Origin of the sequence: Pseudomonas sp. KBS0707 (genome assembly GCF_005937945.2) — a bacterium.
GTDB lineage: Bacteria > Pseudomonadota > Gammaproteobacteria > Pseudomonadales > Pseudomonadaceae > Aquipseudomonas > Aquipseudomonas amygdali.
This window is the reverse complement of sequence record NZ_CP041754.1, coordinates 5,418,389-5,438,101: the sequence shown is the minus strand read 5'-3', so window position 1 is coordinate 5,438,101 and position 19,713 is coordinate 5,418,389. Positions and strand designations below refer to the sequence as shown.

Genomic DNA, 19,713 nt, shown 5'->3' with positions numbered 1-19,713 from the left:
TCGTTCCCACGCTCCGCGTGGGAATGCAGTTCTGGACGCTCTGCGTCCTGCCTTGAATAGTAGGCGCGGCGCAGAGTGTTTCGAAATGCATGCCAATGCGGAGCATTGGCACCAATGACCATCATATAACCACTCAGCCCTCATCAGCCTCGTCGTCATCCCCACCGTCGACCTTCATGCCCAGTTCCTTGATCTTTCGGGTCAAGGTGTTGCGGCCCCAGCCCAGCAGCACGGCGGCGTCGCGGCGGCGGCCGGCGGTGTGCTTGAGGGCGGTTTCGATCATGATCCGCTCGAAAGTCGGTACAGCGCTGTCCAGCAGGCTGGACTGACCGCGAGACAACGCTTGGTCGGCCCACTGACGCAGCGCCTGTTCCCAGTTGGTGACCGGGGCGGCGTCCTGCGGCAGGCTCAGCAGTTCCGGTGGCAGATCGCTGATGTGCACTTCACGACCCGAGGCCATGACCGTGATCCAGCGGCAAGTGTTTTCCAGCTGTCGCACGTTGCCAGGCCACGGCAGATGCTTGAGGTATTCCTCGGTCTCGGCCTTGAGCAGCTTGGGTTCGACTGCCAGTTCCTGAGCCGCGCGGCTGAGGAAGTGCTTGGCCAGGGTCGGGATGTCTTCGCGGCGGTCCGACATGCGCGGAATGTGGATACGAATCACGTTCAGGCGATGGAACAAGTCCTCACGGAACTTGCCGGCCTGTACCAGGGTTTCCAGGTTCTGGTGGGTGGCGGCAATGATGCGCACGTCGACCTTGACCGGCGTGTGCCCGCCCACCCGGTAGAACTCGCCATCGGCCAGCACGCGCAGCAGACGGGTCTGGGTGTCGGCTGGCATATCGCCGATTTCATCGAGAAACAGCGTGCCGCCGTCGGCCTGTTCAAAACGACCGCGACGCAGGTTGGCCGCGCCGGTGAATGCGCCTTTTTCGTGGCCGAACAGCTCCGATTCCATCAAGTCCTTGGGAATCGCCGCCATGTTCAGTGCAATGAACGGCGAGGCCGAACGCGGGCTGTGGCGGTGCAGTGCATGAGCGACCAACTCTTTACCGGTACCCGATTCACCGTTAATCAGAACAGTGATGTTGGAGTGGCTCAGGCGCCCGATAGCGCGAAATACTTCCTGCATCGCGGGCGCTTCGCCAATGATTTCAGGGGTGCGGGTCAGGGTCGGTGCGACGTCCAGGCCTTGCTGTTCCTGGGCGTGCTGATTGGCGCGTTTGACCAGCGAGACGGCTTCATCGACGTCAAACGGCTTGGGCAGGTACTCGAAAGCGCCACCCTGATAAGACGCCACGGCGCTGTCCAGATCTGAATGGGCGGTCATGATGATCACCGGCAGACGTGGATGCTGCTCGCGAATCCGCGCCAGCAGGTCCAGACCACTGGCACCGGGCATGCGGATGTCGGAAATGATCACGTCCGGCTGCTGACGGGCCAGACGGCTCATCACCCCGTCGGCGCTGTCGAAGCTCTGCGTGGTCATGCCTTCCTGTTGCAAGGCCTTTTCCAGTACCCAGCGGATAGAACGATCGTCGTCTACGATCCAGACAGTTTCACTACGGCTCATGTCGAAGGTGCTCCTTGTTCCAGCGGCAGGAAGATCGAGAACGTGGTGTGGCCGGGATGGCTGTCACACTCGATCAGGCCCTGGTGCTGGCTGATGATGTTCTGGGTAATGGCAAGACCTAGCCCTGTGCCATCCGGGCGGCCACTGACCATCGGGTAAAAAATGGTTTCCTGAAGTTCGGCCGGAATACCGGGGCCGTTGTCGATGATTTCGATCTTGCTGACCAGCCGATGGCGAACGTGGCCGATAGTGAACTGGCGCATGGCGCGGGTGCGCAGGGTGATTCGTCCCAGGCGCAATTCGTTCTGGCCGCTGATGGCCTGCATGGCGTTGCGCACGATATTGAGCACGGCCTGGATCATTTGCTCGCGGTCGATCAAGACGTCGGGAATGCTTGGGTCATAGTCGCGCACCAGCGTGATGCAGCCCTGACTTTCGGCCTCGACCAGGCTGCACACTCGTTCAAGCACTTCGTGCACGTTGGTCATCGCCAGCGACGGCAGCTTGTTGGAACCGAGCATGCGGTCGACCAGATTACGCAGACGGTCGGCCTCTTCGATGATGACGTTGGTGTAATCCTTGAGGCTTTCTTCAGGCAGCTCGCGGGCCAGCAGCTGTGCGGCGCCGCGAATGCCGCCCAGCGGATTCTTTATTTCGTGAGCCAGGCCACGCACCAGCATCTTGGTGGTTTCCTGCTTGGACAACTGGGCCTCTTCCTTGGTAATGCGCAGCAACCTGTCACGTGGGTGCACTTCAAGCAGCAGCAGGGTATCGCCCTTGCTGAGAATCGGCGTCACGGCATAGTCGACAGTCAGTGTCTGACCGGTCAGTGCGGTGAGCATCGCTTCGCGCTTGGTGAAAGGATGAGCCTGTTCCACTGCCTGACGCAGCGAACTCAGTGCCTCAGCCGACTCGGTGAACAGCTCGCTGATGAATTGCCCATGGCTGCGCTGCCCGCTGATGGCGAGCAGCATTTCCGCTGCCGGGTTCATGTACTCAAGTCGCAGGTCGGCGTTGAGCAGAATGGTGGCAGTGGTCAGGTTATCCAGTAACAGTCTGTGCAGCGCGTCGCTGATAGTCATGAATCGTGTTGACCTCTTTTGGCACATTGCAGTTGCGCAATGCTGGTGCTGGTTGGTCTGCGCCAGCAGGAGCAAGGCCACCAATACGGTGCTGTCTCAGTGAAGTTGCAAAAACCAAACCAAGGCTCCGAAAAGAAGCGCTTTATCTGCAAAATCGGGCCGTTTTTCGAGCGAGTGCCCGCATACGGCGCTACTTTCAGTGCGTTCCTGAACCAAATTGGACTGTATTGTTGCGCAGGTGTGCAGGTTGCGCACCAAAAAGGTGCTTCTGCGTTGTCGAGGATCAGAAGAAAGGCAGGATGCTGCTTTTAGGCTCGGGCTTGTCCTTGAGCGGACACTCCGGGCGCACGCCGTAGTCATCATCCTTGCAGGGATGAATCGCGCGCTTTTGCGCGAGGGAAATGCGCTGCACGTGAAACGGCTGGTTCGGCGTTTTTTCCAGGACACGGCCAAGCTCGTCGAAAATCTCTACCGATAATTGATGCGTGCCCCGATCCACATTGCTCAGCGGGAAGACAGGGCTGCGTCCGGCCTCGCCGACGGCAACGCCATCCAGCAATAGCCGGTAGCTGTGACCCGGCTGTAAAACCGGTTCGCTGGTGACGGTAACGATCAGATCGCCACTGGGATTGACCAGCGTGGCGTCCGGCTCGGGCACGAGAATTCTCAGCAGTTGATAATGAAACATCGGCTGCACGGCGGGTTTGGCGGGGTGCGCTTTCAGGGTTCGGGTCGGCGGGGTGCCGGTCATGTTGTTGCTGGGTGGAATATCAACGCGCTTGGCGTTCTTGCGCGGCTGGTCGGTAAACACCCGATTGCCTTGCGCGTCGATGTAGGTATAGACGTCGGCAGCGGCTGGCAGCGCTATCAGCAGCAGCAAGCAGATCAGCGTGCTGTGCATTCTGTGTCTGTTCATGGTTTGCCGAGGTGCACGCGTTGAATGGTCAGCGTAATGGTCTCGCTCTGCTGAATGATCCGCTCGCCGTCTTTCACCACTACCGCGAAGCTGTGCTCGCCGCGATCGATGTTGACCACTTGAAAGCGCGGGAGGTTGGAGGGCTGCCCGTACAGGTTGCCGTCCAGCAGCAGTTGCAGGCTGTGAGTCGGTTGCAGACGCGGCTGGATCTTCACGCCAATGATGAACGTGCCGTTGTTGGCACGTAATGCTTCATCGGCTGGCAGGTCCGTCAGTTCCAGTACGTCGTAGGCCGTTTGCGGCTGCGAGGGTGGTGCGTCAGGGGCTGGTTGCGGCGCACTGTTGACGACCGGTCTGGAAGGCGTCTGCGTTTCTATGCTGTTGAGTGGCGGCAGCTCGACCACTTCGGTTTTGGTGCCGTTGGGTGGCTGATTGCTGAATGCAGTGTTGCCGTTCGCATCGGTGTACTTATAGATCTGCGCCAAGGCAGGCAGGCTGATCAACAGCAGCAGGCAAATCAGGCTTTGACGCATGAGACTCTCGACAGCAATGGCACAATTGGCCGTCAGCATAGAACACATCGCCCTATGCTGCGCTACCCGCCTGATGTGTCAGAGGTTTGCCGAGCAAAGATCGGCAGTGGCCAGTACCAGCGCCTGATCGTGAATCGGGTCGGTCTGATAGCGCTTGAGCGCCATATCCAGCTTTATCCTGCAGTCTTCGGTCTTGCGCAGTGGCTGGAAGTCGGCATATGCCTGCAGCAGCTGGGTTTGCAACCGGTCGAGTTTCGGGCGGATATCGTCCACCAGGCTCAGCCTGGCCGTATCAGGGGCTTTGCCTGCTGCATGCCATTGGGCAAGCAGTGCATTCTGTATTTGCTTGTTGGCTTCGATCTGCGCCTTGAACAAGCGTTGAACGTCGTCAGGGTTCAGCTTGAATTCGGCAGCGCGGGCCTGCGCTGCGCTGATGACTTGCAGCTCGCGCGGCGGGTCCTCGACGGCTTTGCCGCTGTCCCATTTGCTCAGGGCAACCTGATCGGCGATGGACAGGCGCTCGCTGATGGCTTGCAACAGCGGCTCGATAGCAGAGGGCTTCTGCTCGGCGGCGAAGGCGAAGCAGGAAGACATGCACGTCAGGGTCAGCAGGGAAGTGGCCAGAAGCAGGCGCATATTCAACTCCATATTGATCGGGGCGGGTTCAGAGTTAAGCCCGATTCTTGGGTATGCAGCCAGTGCCCGGTGGTGAAAAGAATTTCATGTTGCAAGGCTGCATTCCGCGTACGTGCTGGTGAGAGCTTATTGCGACAACGGCGTTGCTTCTGTCGCGGCGTAAAAGACGATAAGTTCGACCGGTGTGTCGCCCGTCTTGCCGCGGTGCACGATATCAACCATCTCTGCGAGTGCGTCGCCTTTTTTCAGGCGGATTTCCTTGTTGCTGTCCCGTTTTTCGACGGTGATTTCTCCTGAGGCCACGTAGGCGGCGTTGGGGATCGGATGGCTATGCCATTTCAGCGCGGTGTTTGCAGGAATGTTGATTTTCAGAACGGTCAGCTCGGGCTGGCCTTTGGGGTAGGCAATGTAAGGCGTGCCATCCCAGGAAGTTTTGCTTTTCAGCAGAACACGGGATTCGACGGTGGGGCTTGCCTGTTGGGCAACGGCGTTGCCTGTCAGTGCTATCAGGGCAGCTGTGATCAGAAGTCTGTAGGGCATGTCGGGATGGCCTTGCTGGCTGAAATTCGAGCCAGAAGTTTGCCCGGTATTTTTTTTCTGATGCGGTATCCCGTTATTGCACAAAATAAAAAATCGGTCCTCGGAAACAAAGAAACCTCCCGAAGGAGGTCTCTTCTTACGCCATCAACGCTGGCGCGGCTGGATCAGCAGCTGTAGTACAGCTCGTATTCCAGTGGGTGTACGAAGGTACGAACGCGGATTTCTTCTTCGCTTTTCAGTGCGATGTAAGCGTCGATGAAGTCGTCGCTGAACACGCCGCCTTTGGTCAGGAACGCACGGCCCTTGTCCAGTTCTTCCAGCGCTTCTTTCAGGCTGCCGCAAACTTGTGGGATCTCTTTGGCCTCTTCAGGCGGCAGGTCATACAGGTTCTTGTCAGCTGCGTCGCCAGGGTGGATCTTGTTCTGGATGCCGTCCAGGCCAGCCATCAACAGAGCCGCGAAGGCCAGGTACGGGTTGGCCGAAGGATCCGGGAAGCGTGCTTCGATACGGCGGCCGCGTGGGCTGTTGACGTAAGGAATACGGATCGAAGCGGAACGGTTACGCGCCGAGTAGGCCAGCATGACCGGTGCTTCGAAGCCTGGAACCAGACGCTTGTACGAGTTGGTGGACGGGTTGGTGAAGCCGTTCAGCGCCTTGCCGTGCTTGATGATGCCGCCGATGAAGTACAGAGCGAGGTCGGACAGACCGGCATAGCCTTCACCTGCGAAGGTGTTCTTGCCATCTTTGGCGATGGACATGTGCACGTGCATGCCTGAACCGTTATCACCGTACAGAGGCTTTGGCATGAAGGTCGCGGTGCGGCCGTAAGCGTCAGCAACGTTGTGAACAACGTATTTCAGGGTCTGAACTTCGTCAGCCTTTTTAACCAGCGTGTTGAATTTCACGCCGATTTCGTTCTGGCCAGCGGTCGCCACTTCGTGGTGGTGAACTTCAACGGTCTGGCCCATTTCTTCCAGAGCGTTGCACATGGCGGTACGGATTTCGTGGTCATGGTCAAACGGCGGAACCGGGAAGTAACCGCCTTTGACGCCTGGGCGGTGGCCTTTGTTGCCGCCTTCCACGTCCTGGTCGGACATCCACGAACCTTGTTCAGAGAAGATCTTGAACATGGAACCCGAGATGTCGGACTTGAATTTCACTTCGTCGAAGATGAAGAATTCTGGCTCAGGGCCTGCGAATACGGTGTCACCGATACCGGTGGACTTCAGGTATTCCTCGGCGCGACGAGCGATGGCGCGTGGGTCACGATCGTAACCTTGCATGGTCGACGGTTCGATGATGTCGCACACCAGGATCAGGGTCGGTTCTTCGGTGAACGGGTCCAGAACAGCGGTTTCGTCGTCCGGCAGCAAAATCATGTCGGAAGCTTCGATGCCTTTCCAGCCAGAGATGGAGGAGCCGTCGAACATCTTGCCGACTTCGAAGAAGTCGTCTTCCAGCGCATCGCGAGCTGGCATGGTCACGTGGTGCTGCGTACCTTTAGTGTCCGTGAAGCGCAGATCAATCCACTTAACGTCATGATCTTTGATGAGTTGAACCGACTTCGACATGGTGTCCTCCGGGTGGCTAAGAACCGCCTTCTATAGGCTGGGTCCCTTGAATTTGGGTGATGCCGGCGCGAATATTCTGCCAAGGCAACCTGCCTCACAAGGGAGCAATTTGCATGCCAGTGCCCCGTGTTGGGTTTTTTGCTTCAAAAGCAGGCTTTCAGGGGATTTAAACGCGTCTGCCGAGAAAAGTACGCACCGTTATGGCGCTGCAGTTTGGTGCGTCGACTCTTTTTGGTGCGCTGATGATCGGGTATACGATAACTGGTTAAACGTTGAGCAATTTCCGCTATAATCCGCGCCCCCCTTTTTCAGTCGGCACCTCACGCGCTGTTTCCATGAAACTAATCGTTAAAGTTTTTCCAGAAATCACCATTAAAAGCCCGCCGGTGCGCAAGAAATTCATCCGGCAACTGGGCAAGAACATTCGTACCGTGCTCCGTGAACTGGACGCGGACATTGTCGTGGGTGGCGTATGGGACAACCTTGAGGTGGAGACCCGCCAGACCGACCCCAAAGTGCTGCAGGGCATCAGGGACCGGCTAAGTTGCATGCCCGGCATTGCCAACTTTCTGCAGGTGGCCGAGTACCCGTTGGGCGACATGGATGACATCGTTGCCAAGTGCAAACTGCACTACGCCGACCTGCTGCCCGGCAAGATGTTTTCAGTGCGTTGCAAGCGCGCCGGTCGCCACGATTTCAGCTCGATGGATGTCGAGAAATACGTCGGTAGCAAGTTGCGCATGCAATGCGGCGCTGCCGGAATCGAGCTGAAAAAGCCCGACCTGGTCGTGCGGATGGAAATTCGCGACCAACGGTTGTTTGTCGTTCATGACCAGCATCAGGGCATGGGCGGCTACCCGCTGGGTGCGCTGGAGCAGACCCTGGTATTGATGTCCGGCGGGTTCGATTCAACCGTTGCGGCCTACCAGATCATGCGCCGCGGCCTTATGGCGCACTTCTGCTTCTTCAATCTGGGCGGAAGAGCCCATGAACTGGGCGTGATGGAAGTCGCTCACTTTATCTGGAAGAAGTACGGCAGTTCGCAGCGGGTGCTGTTTGTCAGCGTGCCATTCGAGGAAGTTCTCGGAGAAATTCTGCAGAAAGTCGATAACAGTCATATGGGTGTAGTTTTGAAGCGTATGATGTTACGCGCTGCATCCGCCGTGGCTGATCGTCTCGAAATCGACGTGCTGGTAACTGGCGAAGCGATTTCACAGGTTGCCAGCCAGACGCTGCCAAACCTGTCGCTGATCGACGCGGCTACAGACAAGCTGGTCCTGCGACCGCTGGTTGCGAGCCACAAGCAGGACATCGTGGACCTGGCGACCGAAATAGGCACTGCCGATTTTGCCCGCCACATGCCTGAGTATTGCGGGGTGATTTCGGTCAACCCGAAGACCAACGCCAAGCGAAATCGCGTTGAGTACGAAGAAAAACAGTTCGACATGGCGATTCTCGAGCAAGCGCTTGAACGCGCGAAGCTGATTTCGATCGATCGGGTCATCGACGATCTGAGCCGCAATGTCGACATAGAAGAAGTCAGCCAGGCGCTGGCCGGTCAGGTCATCATCGACATCCGTCACCCGGATGCCCAGGAGGACCAGCCGCTGCAAGTGCCTGGCGTGGAGATACAGACGTTGCCGTTCTACGCATTGAAGAGCCGTTTCAAGGCACTGGATGACACGCGCCAGTACCTTTTGTATTGCGACAAAGGCGTCATGAGTCGCCTGCATGCTCACCATTTGCTCAGTGAGGGGCATGCCAATGTGCGCGTTTATCGACCGAGCTAAGTGCCCGGGGCTGTTTGCCTGTGGCTTGCGTCACCGGCCCCCCGACACCAGTCGTCATGCCGTAACGGCTTTTGCCGACTCGAAATAGTTAATCGCTGCCTTATAAACAGTCAGCAGACCGAATCCTCTGATCGAGATACACAAGTGATCGAAAATCTACGCAACATCGCCATCATTGCTCACGTTGACCATGGTAAGACCACCCTGGTAGACAAACTCCTGCGCCAGTCCGGCACCCTTGAGCGCAACGAGCTCAACGACGAGCGCGTGATGGACTCCAACGACCAGGAAAAAGAGCGCGGTATTACCATTCTCGCGAAGAACACCGCGATCAACTGGAATGGCTACCACATCAACATCGTGGACACCCCGGGCCACGCCGACTTCGGTGGTGAAGTAGAGCGCGTGATGTCGATGGTCGACTCCGTACTGCTGCTGGTTGATGCCCAGGACGGCCCTATGCCGCAAACCCGTTTTGTGACCAAGAAGGCTTTCGAAGCTGGCCTGCGTCCAATCGTGGTCATCAACAAGGTTGACCGTCCAGGCGCGCGTCCGGACTGGGTTCTGGACCAGATCTTCGACCTGTTCGACAACCTCGGTGCTACCGAAGAACAGCTGGACTTCAAAGTCGTCTACGCCTCGGCCCTGAACGGTATTGCCGGTCTGGAACACACCGACATGGCTGAAGACATGACTCCGCTGTATCAGTCGATCGTCGACCACGTTCCTGCGCCAAAAGTTGACCGTGACGGCCCGTTCCAGATGCAGATCTCGGCTCTGGACTACAACAGCTTCCTGGGCGTCATCGGTGTTGGCCGTATCGCTCGCGGTCGCGTCAAGCCTAACACCCCGGTTGTTGCTATCGATGCCGAAGGTAAGAAGCGCACCGGTCGTATCCTGAAGCTGATGGGTCACCACGGTCTGCACCGTGTGGACGTTGAAGAAGCAGCTGCCGGCGATATCGTCTGCATCAGCGGCTTCGACCAGCTGTTCATCTCCGACACCCTGTGCGATCCGCTGAATGTTGAAGCGATGAAGCCGCTGACCGTCGACGAGCCAACCGTTTCGATGACCTTCCAGGTTAACGATTCGCCGTTCTGCGGTAAGGAAGGCAAGTTCGTCACCAGCCGTAACATCAAGGAACGTCTGGACAAGGAACTGCTTTACAACGTTGCCCTGCGCGTTGAAGAAGGCGACACCGCCGACAAGTTCAAGGTCTCCGGCCGTGGTGAGCTGCACCTCTCGGTACTGATCGAAACCATGCGTCGCGAAGGCTTCGAAATGGGTGTTGGTCGTCCGGAAGTGATCATCCGTCGCGTAGGTGACGTTAAGCACGAACCGTACGAAAACGTGACCATCGACCTGCCGGAAGAATCCCAGGGCGCGATCATGGAGCAAATGGGTCTGCGTAAAGGCGACCTGACCAACATGGTTCCGGATGGCAAGGGCCGTGTTCGCCTTGAGTACAACATCCCGGCCCGCGGCCTGATCGGTTTCCGTAACGAGTTCCTGACCCTCACCTCCGGTGCTGGCATCCTGACCTCGATCTTCGACCGTTACGACGTGATGAAGTCCGGCGACATGTCCGGCCGTCAGAACGGCGTTCTGGTTTCGGTTGAAACCGGCAAGGCGCTGACCTACTCACTGGAAACCCTGCAAGCGCGCGGCAAGCTGTTCGTCGAGCACGGTCAGGAAATCTACGGTGGTCAGATCGTTGGTCTGAACAGTCGCGACAACGACCTGGGTGTGAACCCTACCAAAGGCAAGAAGCTCGACAACATGCGTGCTTCGGGCAAAGACGAAACCATCGCTCTGGTTCCACCTGTCAAGTTCACCCTTGAACAGGCTCTGGAATTCATCCAGGACGACGAGCTGTGCGAAGTAACGCCGAAGTCCATCCGTCTTCGTAAGAAGATCCTGGACGAAAGCGAGCGTACCCGCGCTGCCAAGAAAGCCAAGGCTTGATACTTAGCCCGCGCTGAATAAAAAACCCCGGTCGAGAGACCGGGTTTTTTTTATGCCTGATGGATTATCGGAGCACGCAGCCGGGTGAAGTTCAGGGCGGGTATCAGGTTTCTAGCGCTTGCCACCCACCGGTGCCAGCAGCAGTTCGATACGTTGCTTGCGGATACCATCGGCAGCAGCTTCAGCCAGCGCGGCATCGGTGATGATGGTGTCGAACTGCTCAAGCCCGGCCACCTTGTACATGCCGAAGGTGCCGTATTTCGAGCTGGTCGCGACCAATACGGTTTGCGAGGCTGACTGCATGGCGGCCTGTTTGACCTCGACTTTCAGCGCCGACGGTGTAGTCGTGCCGCGTTGCAGGTCCCACGAACTGGTCGACATGAAGGCCACGTCGGTCGCTAGCTGGCGCAAGGTCGCTGCCGCCAGCCCGCCGACACTGGAGCGGTTCGGGTGATCGAGCAGCCCGCCGGTGTGAATCACATCCACATGAGCAGCATCGGCCAGCGCGTTGACTACGCCGAAATCATTGGTGACCACAGTCATGCCTGACAACGCAATGATATGCGGCACGATTTCCTGCGTGCTGGTGCCCGCGTCCAGGTAAATCGTCATGTCCGGGTGCAGCAAACCCGCCGCGAGCCTCGCCATGCCCTGTTTGTGCGGCAGCTCTATAACCGCCTTGGACTGATGGCTGGGCTCGCTGTGCACCTGGCTGGCGATACGCACGCCACCGGTGACTGAATAGGCCCGGCCTTCTTGTTCCAGCTGGGCGATATCGCGGCGGATGGTCATGTGCGAGCAGTCGAACATCTCCATCAACTGATGAACGCTGAGCACCTGATGCTTGCGCAATTGACGCAGCATCAGCTCCCGGCGCTGATCGGGGATCATAGGTGTACCGCCGGAAATGGCGATCTCCTCTTCAGTGGACATTCGTGCTCCTTGATGAGCCGCCAAGACAACAGGCGGTCCGCGCATCTTAGCCAATCGCTCCGGCAATGGAAGCAGCGACGGGCCTTTTTGCACGGACTTGCTCATCTTTGCAGGCAGTCCACCTCAGTTCATCCAGTTGCCACCATCGACGTTATAGGTCTGCGCGACCACGTATTCACTGTCTGGCGAAGCAAGGAAAATCGCCATGCCGGTCAGGTCATCCGCCGTGCCCATACGTCCGTATGGCACCTGCTCGCCGACCAGCTTCTTCTTCTCGCCCAGCGGGCGGTTTTCATAGCGGGCGAACATCGCATCCACGCCATCCCAGTGTTCGCCATCGACCACGCCCGGTGCGATGGCGTTGACGTTGATGCCATGCTTGATGAGGTCCAGTCCGGCCGATTGGGTCAGGCTGATCACCGCAGCCTTGGTCGCGCAGTACACCGCCACCAGCGCCTCGCCACGCCGACCAGCCTGACTGGCCATGTTGATGATCTTGCCGCCGTGCCCCTGGGCAATCATTTGCCTGGCTGCTGCCTGCAACGTGAACAGGGTGCCCGCGACGTTGATCGAAAACAGCCGCTCGTAACTGTCGCGGGTGATACCGACAATTGGTGCCAGATCAAACAGCGCGGCGTTGTTGATCAGGATATCCAGCTTGCCGGTCTGTGCGACCACAGCGGCGATGGCCTGATCGATGGACGCCTGGTCCGTCACGTCCAGGCGTTCGGCCCCAGCTCGTTCGCCGTGGCTTGCGCGCGTTGCAGATTGATATCGGCAATGGCTACACGAGCACCTTCCTGGATATATGCCTGGGCAAACGCACGCCCGATGCCTCGCGCCGATCCGGTGATCAGCGCACTTTTACCTTCAAGTCGTTTCATGGGTTCATCATCCGTCCAATACAGTTGAGGGCCGCAGCTTTACTTCGGATAACCGGCGCGTTTCATCTCGCGTTCGGTGACGGCCTGTGCAGCGCTGAGCGCCTGTTCAGTGGTGGTCTGGCCAGTCACGGCAGCGGAGAACAACTTGCCGACCGAGGTGCCGATGGCCTGGAACTCGGGAATGGTCACGTACTGGATGCCGACGTAAGGCACGGGCTTGGCCGAGGAGTGCGCGGGGTCGGCGTGTTGCATCATCTGCAGCGTGATCTTGGCGAACGGCGCAGCTTTCAGGTAAGCCTCGCTGTAGGTGGAGGCGCGTGTGCCAGGCGGCACATTACTGATGCCGTCTTTCTCGGCGACCAGCTGGATATAGGCTTTGGACGTCGCCCAAGTGATGAACGTCTTGGCCGCGTCCTTGTGCTTTGAGGTGGCCGGTATCGCCAGCGACCAGGCGTAAAGCCATGATGAGCTCTTGTCGGTCACCTCAACCGGCGCAGGCGCAAAGCCGACGCTGTCGACCACCTTGCTCTGTTCCTTGTCCGTCGTGAAGGAGCCGGCCACGCTGGCGTCGACCCATAAGGCGCATTTGCCGCTGTTGAACAGCGCGAGGGTTTCGTTGAAACCATTGCTCGACACGCCCGGCGGGCCATACTTTTTCAGCGTATCGACGTAGAAATTCGCAGCCTTGCTCCATTCCGGGCTGGTCAGTTCGGGCTTCCATTGCTCATCGAACCAGCGCGCGCCAAACGCGTTGGCCATGATGCTCAGCAGCGCGATGTTCTCGCCCCAACCGGCCTTGCCGCGCAGGCACATGCCGTAAATACCTTTGTCGGGCTGATGCAGCTTCGCCGCGAACTCACCCAGTTGGGTCCAGGTTGGCTGCTGCGGCATGCTCAGACCTGCCTGCTTGAACAGGTCGGTGCGGTAATAGGTGATCGTGCTTTCGCCATAAAAGGGCAGGGCATAGAGCGTGTCCTTGACCGACAAACCCTGCCGCACCGAGGGAAATATGTCTTCCAGTTCGTACTCGGGCGCAAGGCCGGTGATTGGTTCCAGCCATTGCTTGGCGCCCCACAGTGGCGTTTCGTAGGTGCCGATGGTCAGCACGTCGAACTGGCCGCCTTGAGTGGCAATGTCGGTGGTCAGGCGCTGGCGCAGGACGTTTTCTTCCAGCGCCACCCAATTGAGTTTGATATCAGGATGCTGCTGTTCGAAGATTTTCGAAAGGCGCTGCATGCGGATCATGTCGCCGTTGTTGACGGTGGCGATGGTCACGGTTTCGGTGGCCTGCGCGGCCATGCTGCTGATGGCGACAGACACGCCCGCTGACAGGAAAAGCGCTTTGCGGATGTTCATCTCAGGGCACTCCATCCCGCGCCTTGGCTGGCGGGAGTCATTGTTTTTGTTGTTGGCCACGGCTGAATCACCATGGTGGACGGCTCGATTACAGCAGCCTGTTGCGGCCTGAACAAACGCACGGCGAATGATCGACTGATACTTTTTTAACCGCTGGCCACGCGGCGCTCTGAAAGCAAAAAAGTATCAGTGGCGGATTAATTGTGAGCTAGCACTGGCCGAGCGGCAGGGCGTATGTTTAGTTGTCCACAGCGCATTCATAACGATAAAAGGGGCGTCCAGTGCCTGACAGCCGAGCGGCTTTGTTTGAGCAGCGTCCCGCCGAGCTTGAGGTTATTCTCCCGCAGCCCGACCACTGCTTTCGCTGGTACGAGCACGACTATCCCTACTCGCTGGCCCGCTGGAACCACCATCCAGAATTTGAAGTCCACCTGATCCGCCAGGGCAGTGGCAAGCTGGTGGCCGGTGATTACATCGGTGAGTTCGGTGCCGGTCATGTGGCGCTGATCGGTCCCGATTTGCCCCACGACTGGATCGGCGATCTGGCCCCCGGCGAGCACCTGGCCGGGCGTGACGTGGTGTTGCAGTTCGATGGCGCGGCGTTGCTGGCGCTACGTGGCACGCTGCCGGAACTGGGCGATTTGCAGCGTCTGTTCGAACAGGCACATCGCGGGTTGGAGTTCACCGGCGAAACGGCCATGCAGGCTGCGCAACTGCTGGAGCAGATTGGCGCGGCACAAGGCCTGGAACGGCTGATTCTGTTCCTGCAACTGGTCAACACGCTGATGAAAGCACCTGCGCAGGAGGCTCGTCTGCTGGCCAGCACCTGGTATGCACCGACCCTGGATGCGCGCAGCTCCGAACGGATCAACAAGGCGTTCGATTATCTGCTGACTGAACTGACCAGCGATATTCGCCTGTCAGTCATCGCGCAACGGCTGGACATGAGTGATCCGGGCTTTTCGCGCTTCTTCAAACGCACCACCGGGCATTGTTTTATTGATCTGATGCGCAAGCTGCGGGTTCAGCGGGCTTGCCGGTTGCTGCTGCACAGCGAGATGTCGGTGTCGGACATCTGCTTTGAAGTGGGTTACGCCAACCTGTCCAACTTCAACCGGCATTTCCGCGTGGAGATGCAGCAGACGCTCAGTGAGTACCGGCGCGCCGCTGCATCCGTCTGATCAATGCTCTGCCGGCTCTTTCGCCTGAGGCGAACGGGTGACGGCATGCACCAGCTTACCGATCGTCAGGCCTTGCAAGAGGATCGACAGCAACACCACGATATAGGTGATGCTCAGCAGCAGATCGCGTTCCGGCCCGGTCGGCAGCGCCAGCGCCAAGGCGATCGAGACACCGCCGCGCAGGCCGCCCCAGGTGAGGATGCGGATCGTACCGTGCGGCACCTTACGCCAGCGACGCAGCAGCAGAATAGCCGGGGCCACGGTGACAAAGCGCGACAGCAGAATTGCCGCGGCCAACAGGCTGGCGGCAATCAGGTGCTGCCACGAGAACGGCAGCAGCAACAGCTCCATGCCGATCAGCGCAAACAGCAGTGCGTTGAGCATGTCATCCAGCAATTCCCAGAAACCGTCCATGTAACGACGGGTCATGTCGTTCATCGCCAGATTACGCCCCAGGTTGCCGATGATCAGCCCGGCCACGACCATCGCGATAGGGCCTGACACATGCAGCTCGGAGGCCATCGCCGAGCCGCCGATCACCAGTGCGAGAGTCAGCATGACTTCGATCTGATACTGCTCGATGCTTTTGATCATCAGGTACACGGCATAGCCAATCAGGCCGCCGAACAGCACACCGCCGACTGCTTCGTGGACGAACAGCAGGGCGGTTTCGCCAACCGTCGGCGTCTCGCCCAACTGCGCGATACCCAGCAGAACGGTGAACACCACCACCGCCGTGCCATCGTTGAACAGGCTTTCACCAACGATGGTGGTTTTCAGCGGTTTGGAGGCGTTGGCGGTACGCAACACACCGAGTACTGCAATCGGGTCGGTGGGCGAGATCAGCGCACCAAACAGCAGGCAGTACAGCGGGCTGACGTGCCAGCCGAACAGGGCGAAGATCCAGCAGGCCAGCGCGCCGATCACCGTGGTGGCAATCAGTACACCGAAGGTTGCCAGCAGGCCGATGGGCCAGCGATAGCTTCTCAGGTCGGCAAGGTTGACGTGCAGCGCGCCGGCGAACAGCAGGAAGGACAGCATCCAGTTCATCAGCAGGTCGCCGAAGTCGATCTGACCGATCAGCTGCTGGACGCGATCTTCCAGGCCGGGATAGCCCAGAAAACTCAGCCCTTGCAGCAGCAAAGAGAACATCAGCGCGGTGACCATCACACCGATGGTGGGCGGCAGACCGATAAAGCGATAGTTCACATAGGTCAGCAGCGCAGTGAGGCAGATAAAACCAGCAGCAAGTTCAAGCATCCGTCATTCCAGAATCCGTAAGTGCAGTGTCTCGATCACCGTAACCGAGCCTGTGTTTGATGGACCGGATCCATGTCCAGACACATCGCGACACGACACAGTGGGGTTTGCGTTGACCACGCAGATGCGGTGATGTTGCAAAAAAGGCAGGAATCAGTGAATGAGGCAGACTTGAAAGCGCAAGAAGCGGGGCATTGCAGGCACAAAAAAGTCAGCCCGGATAACGGTCCGGGCTGATGGGGGATGTAACAGTGGGTGGCCTCCCTGGCAGGTTCAGAATCATTGGCTGTTTCTGCACCCGCTCAGGACCTGGTACTGCACGGTGTTCAACTTGCCTTTGGAGTCCTCGTATGTCATCAGTTTCGGCATCACGCTACAGGTTTGCAGGTCCGGGGATTTGCGAATGACCTTGGCAACGTCGAGCTTCATTCCGTATTTGTACTCCTTGATCTCCGGCATCGGCTTGTTATGGATAGCGGCGTATTTCTGCACGCTGGCCTGGTGTTCCTTGATCACTGTGGTGGCTTTGACTTCATCAGTGGTGTAAGCGTAAGCACTCAGTGGCGAAAGAATGACCAGAGCAAGTAACAACGATTTGGCGGTGCGCATTTTCTTTTGTCTCCGTTTGAATGTGGTTCAACCTTACCAAGTGCGCACTAACCGGAAAGTGGCTGAAACATTACAAATCGGTAATCTCGCAGATGTCAGCTTTCTAACAGTATTGTCATTCTCTGCTCACCTTCCTGTTAGCTACCCGGACGTAAGCTTGTTTCATCCCTGACGAGCACTGAGCTTTTAAGGAACTCCTTACACACCGAAAGAGGGAATGATGATGAAACTGATCAAGTCGATGGTTTTCGCCGTAGCTGCCTTGTCCGCCACTGCAGCCTTCGCCGACGACGGCAACGAGTACGCAAGCACAGCGGCTGACAAGATGCGTCTTGCACAGGAACTGCGCTTCAAGGAACAGAACAGCAGCAACAAAGCCGAGCGCTACGTCAATACAGACGACAACGCCAAGGCCGAGCGGTCGACCAAGTCCGAAGGCTGATGCCTTTGATGCCCGACCCGCTGCACCCCAATTCGCCCTTGGTAGCTCCCTGCTCCTTTGGTCGGGGCGAATCTTTAAGCGTCCTTCGGGGCGCTTTTTTTATTCCCGTATCTACACAAATCGTTATCACGCCCGTGCTCCAGCCCCCGTGGGAGCGAGCTTGCTCGCGAAAAGGCCGGTACAGCCGCCAGAAGGAGTGCACTTGAACCAGGGAATGCCGTTCTGGACGCTCTTCGTCCTATCTTGAATGTCTGATTACACCGGTCAAAGCGTATTTTATTTTATTGAGCAACGGCGCGCTGTAATGCACTTCCTTTCATATTTGTAATCTTTCCGTCACCTCGGCGTTATCTTCGCCACTTCAAGATTGTGCCCCACTGGCAGCGCTCGGGTTAATAAAAACAGCCAGATCGACATGTTTATAACAATCTGCCGATTGGACGGAGCGCACATGACTCAACCTAAAACTCTATCACTGGCCCTGTGTTCGACCCTCGCCGGTGTCGCACCGGCTGCCGTATTCGCTGAAGAGCAGAAAGAAGGCTTCATCGAAGGCAGCACGCTGACGGTACTCAACCGCAACTTCTACATGAACCGCGACCACCGCAACGGCGAATCCAGCCCTACCGGCAATGGTTACTCCGAAGCGTGGGCGCAAGGCATCATCGGGCGATTCCAGTCAGGTTTTACTCAAGGCACCTTCGGCGTCGGGGTCGATGCATTTGCCATGATCGGCATCAAGCTCGACACTGGCGACGGCCGCAACGGCGGCCGCAGCGCATTTGACGTGCTGCCGGTCGATGGGGAAGGCCGCGCCCGTGACGAATACACCAAGGTAGGTGGCTCGCTGAAGGCCAGAGCCTTCGACACCGTCGTCAACGTGGGCGATGTGTTTCCCTCCACCCCGGTGGTTGCCTTCGGCGACTCCCGACTGCTGCCGGAAAGCTTTCGCGGCGTTACCGCCGTCAACAACAGCATCAGCGGCCTGACCCTGCAAGGCGGTCGCCTGCACTCCATGAGCCAGCCCGTTTCCAGCAACATGCGCGACGGCTTCGTCACCTTCTACGGCGGTGCCGTGGACTCTCCATGGGTTGCCTACTGGGAGTATCAGTTTTTTTGTGTTCGGGCTGGTTAGGGCCTGCCGTCAGGCAGGCCCTTGTTTTACCAGCTCGGTCTGGTAAATCGGTCTCCGTACAGGATCGCAAATTGATTCATTGCCACTTTCCAGTCGTGTGCCGCATGACCCCAGTTGGCGGTGATGTTGCGCAACCCAAGCCATATCAGTTTCGTCGCAGCCTCATCGGTCGGGAAGTGCCCTCGAGTCTTGATGATCTTGCGTAACTGGGCATTGATGCTCTCGATGGCATTGGTCGTGTAAACCACTTTGCGAATGCCCGCCGGAAAAACAAAAAACGGTATAACCCGATCCCAGGCGCGACGCCATGCAGCAACTACAGTCGGATACTGCTTGCCCCAGGGGCCCGCTTCAAAGGCGTTAAGCTCTTGCTCAGCCACATCGGCATTGATCGCCTGGTAGATCGGCTTGAGTGCTTTGGCCAGTGCCCGACGTTTATCCCAAGCGGCATAGTCCAAGCTGTTGCGGATCAGATGCACGATGCAGGTTTGCAGCGTCGTGGCAGGAAAAACCGCCCCCAACGCCTCCGGTATTCCTTTGAGGCCATCCGTGACGGCGATCAGAACATCTTCAACGCCACGAGTCTTGAGGTCGTTGAACACCTTCATCCAAAACTTGGCACCCTCGGTGCTCTCGATCCATATACCCAGAATGTCGCGCGTGCCATCAGGTAATACCCCCAGCGCCAGATAAATAGCCTTGTTGCACACTAACCCCTCGTCCCGGATTTTGACCCGTAACGCATCGAAGAAGATCACCGGATACATCGGTTCCAAGGGTCGTTGCTGCCAAGCGCCCACCTCTTCCATGACCGCATCGGTGACTGAGCTGATGAAGTCATGGGACACGTCAGTTCCATACTGCTCAGATAGAAAAGCGCGGATCTCACGCACCGTCATGCCCCGGGCGTACATGGCAATTATCTTGTCGTCGAAGCCTGTAAAACGTCGTTCGTGCTTGGGAATCAGGATCGGGGCGAAGCTACCATCGCGGTCTCTGGGGATATCCAGGCGAAGCGGCCCGTCGTCGGTCAGAACCGTCTTGCTGCTTTTGCCATTGCGCTGATTGGTCGACTCCTCAGGGCGCTCCGCGCCCTGAGGATAACCAAGGTGGTGACCCAGCTCGGCGCCTAGCGCACGCTCGATCAGAGCCTTCTTGAACGCCATGGACGCGTCTTGAATGGCTTCGGCGCTCATCGGGCCTTTAACAAACTGCTCGATCAGCTCTTGGGGAATCGAGGGCAACTCCCTCGCTGTTGCATTGGCGGACTTCTTTTTGGTCGGCATACATGCACCTCTAGCTACATGTTA

Annotated in this window: 16 protein-coding genes and 2 pseudogenes; 5 read left to right on the top strand and 13 right to left on the bottom strand. The window is 58.0% G+C overall.

What is annotated here, in order from left to right; translation table 11 throughout:
* Positions 1 to 133: 133 nt before the first annotated feature.
* From ntrC to glnA, 7 genes are all read right to left on the bottom strand, one after another.
* Positions 134 to 1,570, bottom strand: coding sequence for a nitrogen regulation protein NR(I) (gene ntrC, locus FFH21_RS26080; RefSeq protein ID WP_002555721.1), 1,437 nt, complete (start codon positions 1,568 to 1,570; stop codon positions 134 to 136).
* Positions 1,567 to 2,652 (bottom strand): nitrogen regulation protein NR(II), encoded by a 1,086-nt coding sequence (gene glnL, locus FFH21_RS26075; RefSeq protein ID WP_011169770.1) that lies wholly within the window; start codon positions 2,650 to 2,652, stop codon positions 1,567 to 1,569. Before glnL ends, ntrC begins: the two co-directional genes overlap by 4 nt.
* Before the next feature lie 283 nt (positions 2,653 to 2,935).
* Entirely contained in the window at positions 2,936 to 3,553 is a 618-nt protein-coding gene (locus tag FFH21_RS26065) for a DUF4124 domain-containing protein (RefSeq protein ID WP_004654948.1), read from the bottom strand.
* A gap of 11 nt (positions 3,554 to 3,564) precedes the next feature.
* Positions 3,565 to 4,101, bottom strand: coding sequence for a DUF4124 domain-containing protein (locus tag FFH21_RS26060; RefSeq protein ID WP_011169768.1), 537 nt, complete (start codon positions 4,099 to 4,101; stop codon positions 3,565 to 3,567).
* Positions 4,102 to 4,179: 78 nt separating this feature from the next.
* A complete protein-coding gene (locus tag FFH21_RS26055; protein ID WP_004654945.1) occupies positions 4,180 to 4,737 on the bottom strand; it encodes a chorismate mutase in 558 nt (185 codons plus the stop codon).
* 126 nt (positions 4,738 to 4,863) lie between these two features.
* A complete protein-coding gene (locus tag FFH21_RS26050) occupies positions 4,864 to 5,277 on the bottom strand; it encodes a cupin domain-containing protein (protein WP_004654943.1) in 414 nt (137 codons plus the stop codon).
* 164 nt (positions 5,278 to 5,441) lie between these two features.
* Positions 5,442 to 6,848: a glutamate--ammonia ligase gene (glnA, locus tag FFH21_RS26045; RefSeq protein ID WP_002555716.1), complete on the bottom strand. Its 1,407-nt coding sequence runs from the start codon at positions 6,846 to 6,848 to the stop codon at positions 5,442 to 5,444.
* Positions 6,849 to 7,183: 335 nt separating this feature from the next.
* Between glnA and thiI the strand changes: the two genes are divergently transcribed.
* Both thiI and typA read left to right on the top strand, forming a co-directional pair.
* On the top strand, positions 7,184 to 8,638 hold the full coding sequence (gene thiI, locus FFH21_RS26035) for a tRNA uracil 4-sulfurtransferase ThiI (protein ID WP_041924662.1): 1,455 nt from the start codon (positions 7,184 to 7,186) through the stop codon (positions 8,636 to 8,638).
* Between the two features lie 144 nt (positions 8,639 to 8,782).
* On the top strand, positions 8,783 to 10,603 hold the full coding sequence (gene typA, locus FFH21_RS26030; protein WP_004654937.1) for a translational GTPase TypA: 1,821 nt from the start codon (positions 8,783 to 8,785) through the stop codon (positions 10,601 to 10,603).
* Positions 10,604 to 10,714: 111 nt separating this feature from the next.
* On the opposite strand, the gene FFH21_RS26025 is transcribed toward typA, so the two are convergent.
* The 3 genes and pseudogenes from FFH21_RS26025 to FFH21_RS26015 all read right to left on the bottom strand — a co-directional run bounded on the left by FFH21_RS26025 (position 10,715) and on the right by FFH21_RS26015 (position 13,776).
* Positions 10,715 to 11,536 carry a DeoR/GlpR family DNA-binding transcription regulator gene (locus tag FFH21_RS26025; RefSeq protein ID WP_004654935.1) on the bottom strand — a complete coding sequence of 274 codons (822 nt, stop codon included), beginning with the start codon at positions 11,534 to 11,536 and terminating at the stop codon, positions 10,715 to 10,717.
* 123 nt (positions 11,537 to 11,659) lie between these two features.
* Positions 11,660 to 12,420, bottom strand: a pseudogene (locus FFH21_RS26020) (L-iditol 2-dehydrogenase).
* Positions 12,421 to 12,459: 39 nt separating this feature from the next.
* Positions 12,460 to 13,776: a sugar ABC transporter substrate-binding protein gene (locus tag FFH21_RS26015; protein WP_011169763.1), complete on the bottom strand. Its 1,317-nt coding sequence runs from the start codon at positions 13,774 to 13,776 to the stop codon at positions 12,460 to 12,462.
* Between the two features lie 281 nt (positions 13,777 to 14,057).
* Between FFH21_RS26015 and FFH21_RS26010 the strand changes: the two genes are divergently transcribed.
* Positions 14,058 to 14,957, top strand: coding sequence for an AraC family transcriptional regulator (locus FFH21_RS26010; protein ID WP_004654930.1), 900 nt, complete (start codon positions 14,058 to 14,060; stop codon positions 14,955 to 14,957).
* Here the strand turns inward: FFH21_RS26010 and FFH21_RS26005 are convergent, their stop codons facing one another.
* Both FFH21_RS26005 and FFH21_RS26000 read right to left on the bottom strand, forming a co-directional pair.
* Complete coding sequence (locus tag FFH21_RS26005; protein ID WP_011169762.1) at positions 14,958 to 16,217, bottom strand: sodium:proton antiporter; 1,260 nt, start codon at positions 16,215 to 16,217, stop codon at positions 14,958 to 14,960.
* Between the two features lie 279 nt (positions 16,218 to 16,496).
* Positions 16,497 to 16,826, bottom strand: a complete 330-nt coding sequence (locus tag FFH21_RS26000; protein WP_004663292.1) for a DUF2790 domain-containing protein — start codon at positions 16,824 to 16,826, stop codon at positions 16,497 to 16,499.
* Between the two features lie 217 nt (positions 16,827 to 17,043).
* On the opposite strand from FFH21_RS26000, the gene FFH21_RS30090 reads away from it, so the two are divergent.
* Together FFH21_RS30090 and FFH21_RS25990 are read left to right on the top strand one after the other, a co-directional pair.
* Positions 17,044 to 17,268, top strand: a complete 225-nt coding sequence (locus tag FFH21_RS30090; protein WP_004663296.1) for a hypothetical protein — start codon at positions 17,044 to 17,046, stop codon at positions 17,266 to 17,268.
* 451 nt (positions 17,269 to 17,719) lie between these two features.
* Positions 17,720 to 18,379 (top strand): annotated as a pseudogene (locus tag FFH21_RS25990) (OprD family outer membrane porin); the annotation flags it as partial.
* A gap of 50 nt (positions 18,380 to 18,429) precedes the next feature.
* Here FFH21_RS25990 and FFH21_RS25980 read toward each other — a convergent pair.
* Positions 18,430 to 19,689: an IS256-like element ISPsy17 family transposase gene (locus tag FFH21_RS25980; RefSeq protein ID WP_004666928.1), complete on the bottom strand. Its 1,260-nt coding sequence runs from the start codon at positions 19,687 to 19,689 to the stop codon at positions 18,430 to 18,432.
* Positions 19,690 to 19,713: the final 24 nt, after the last annotated feature.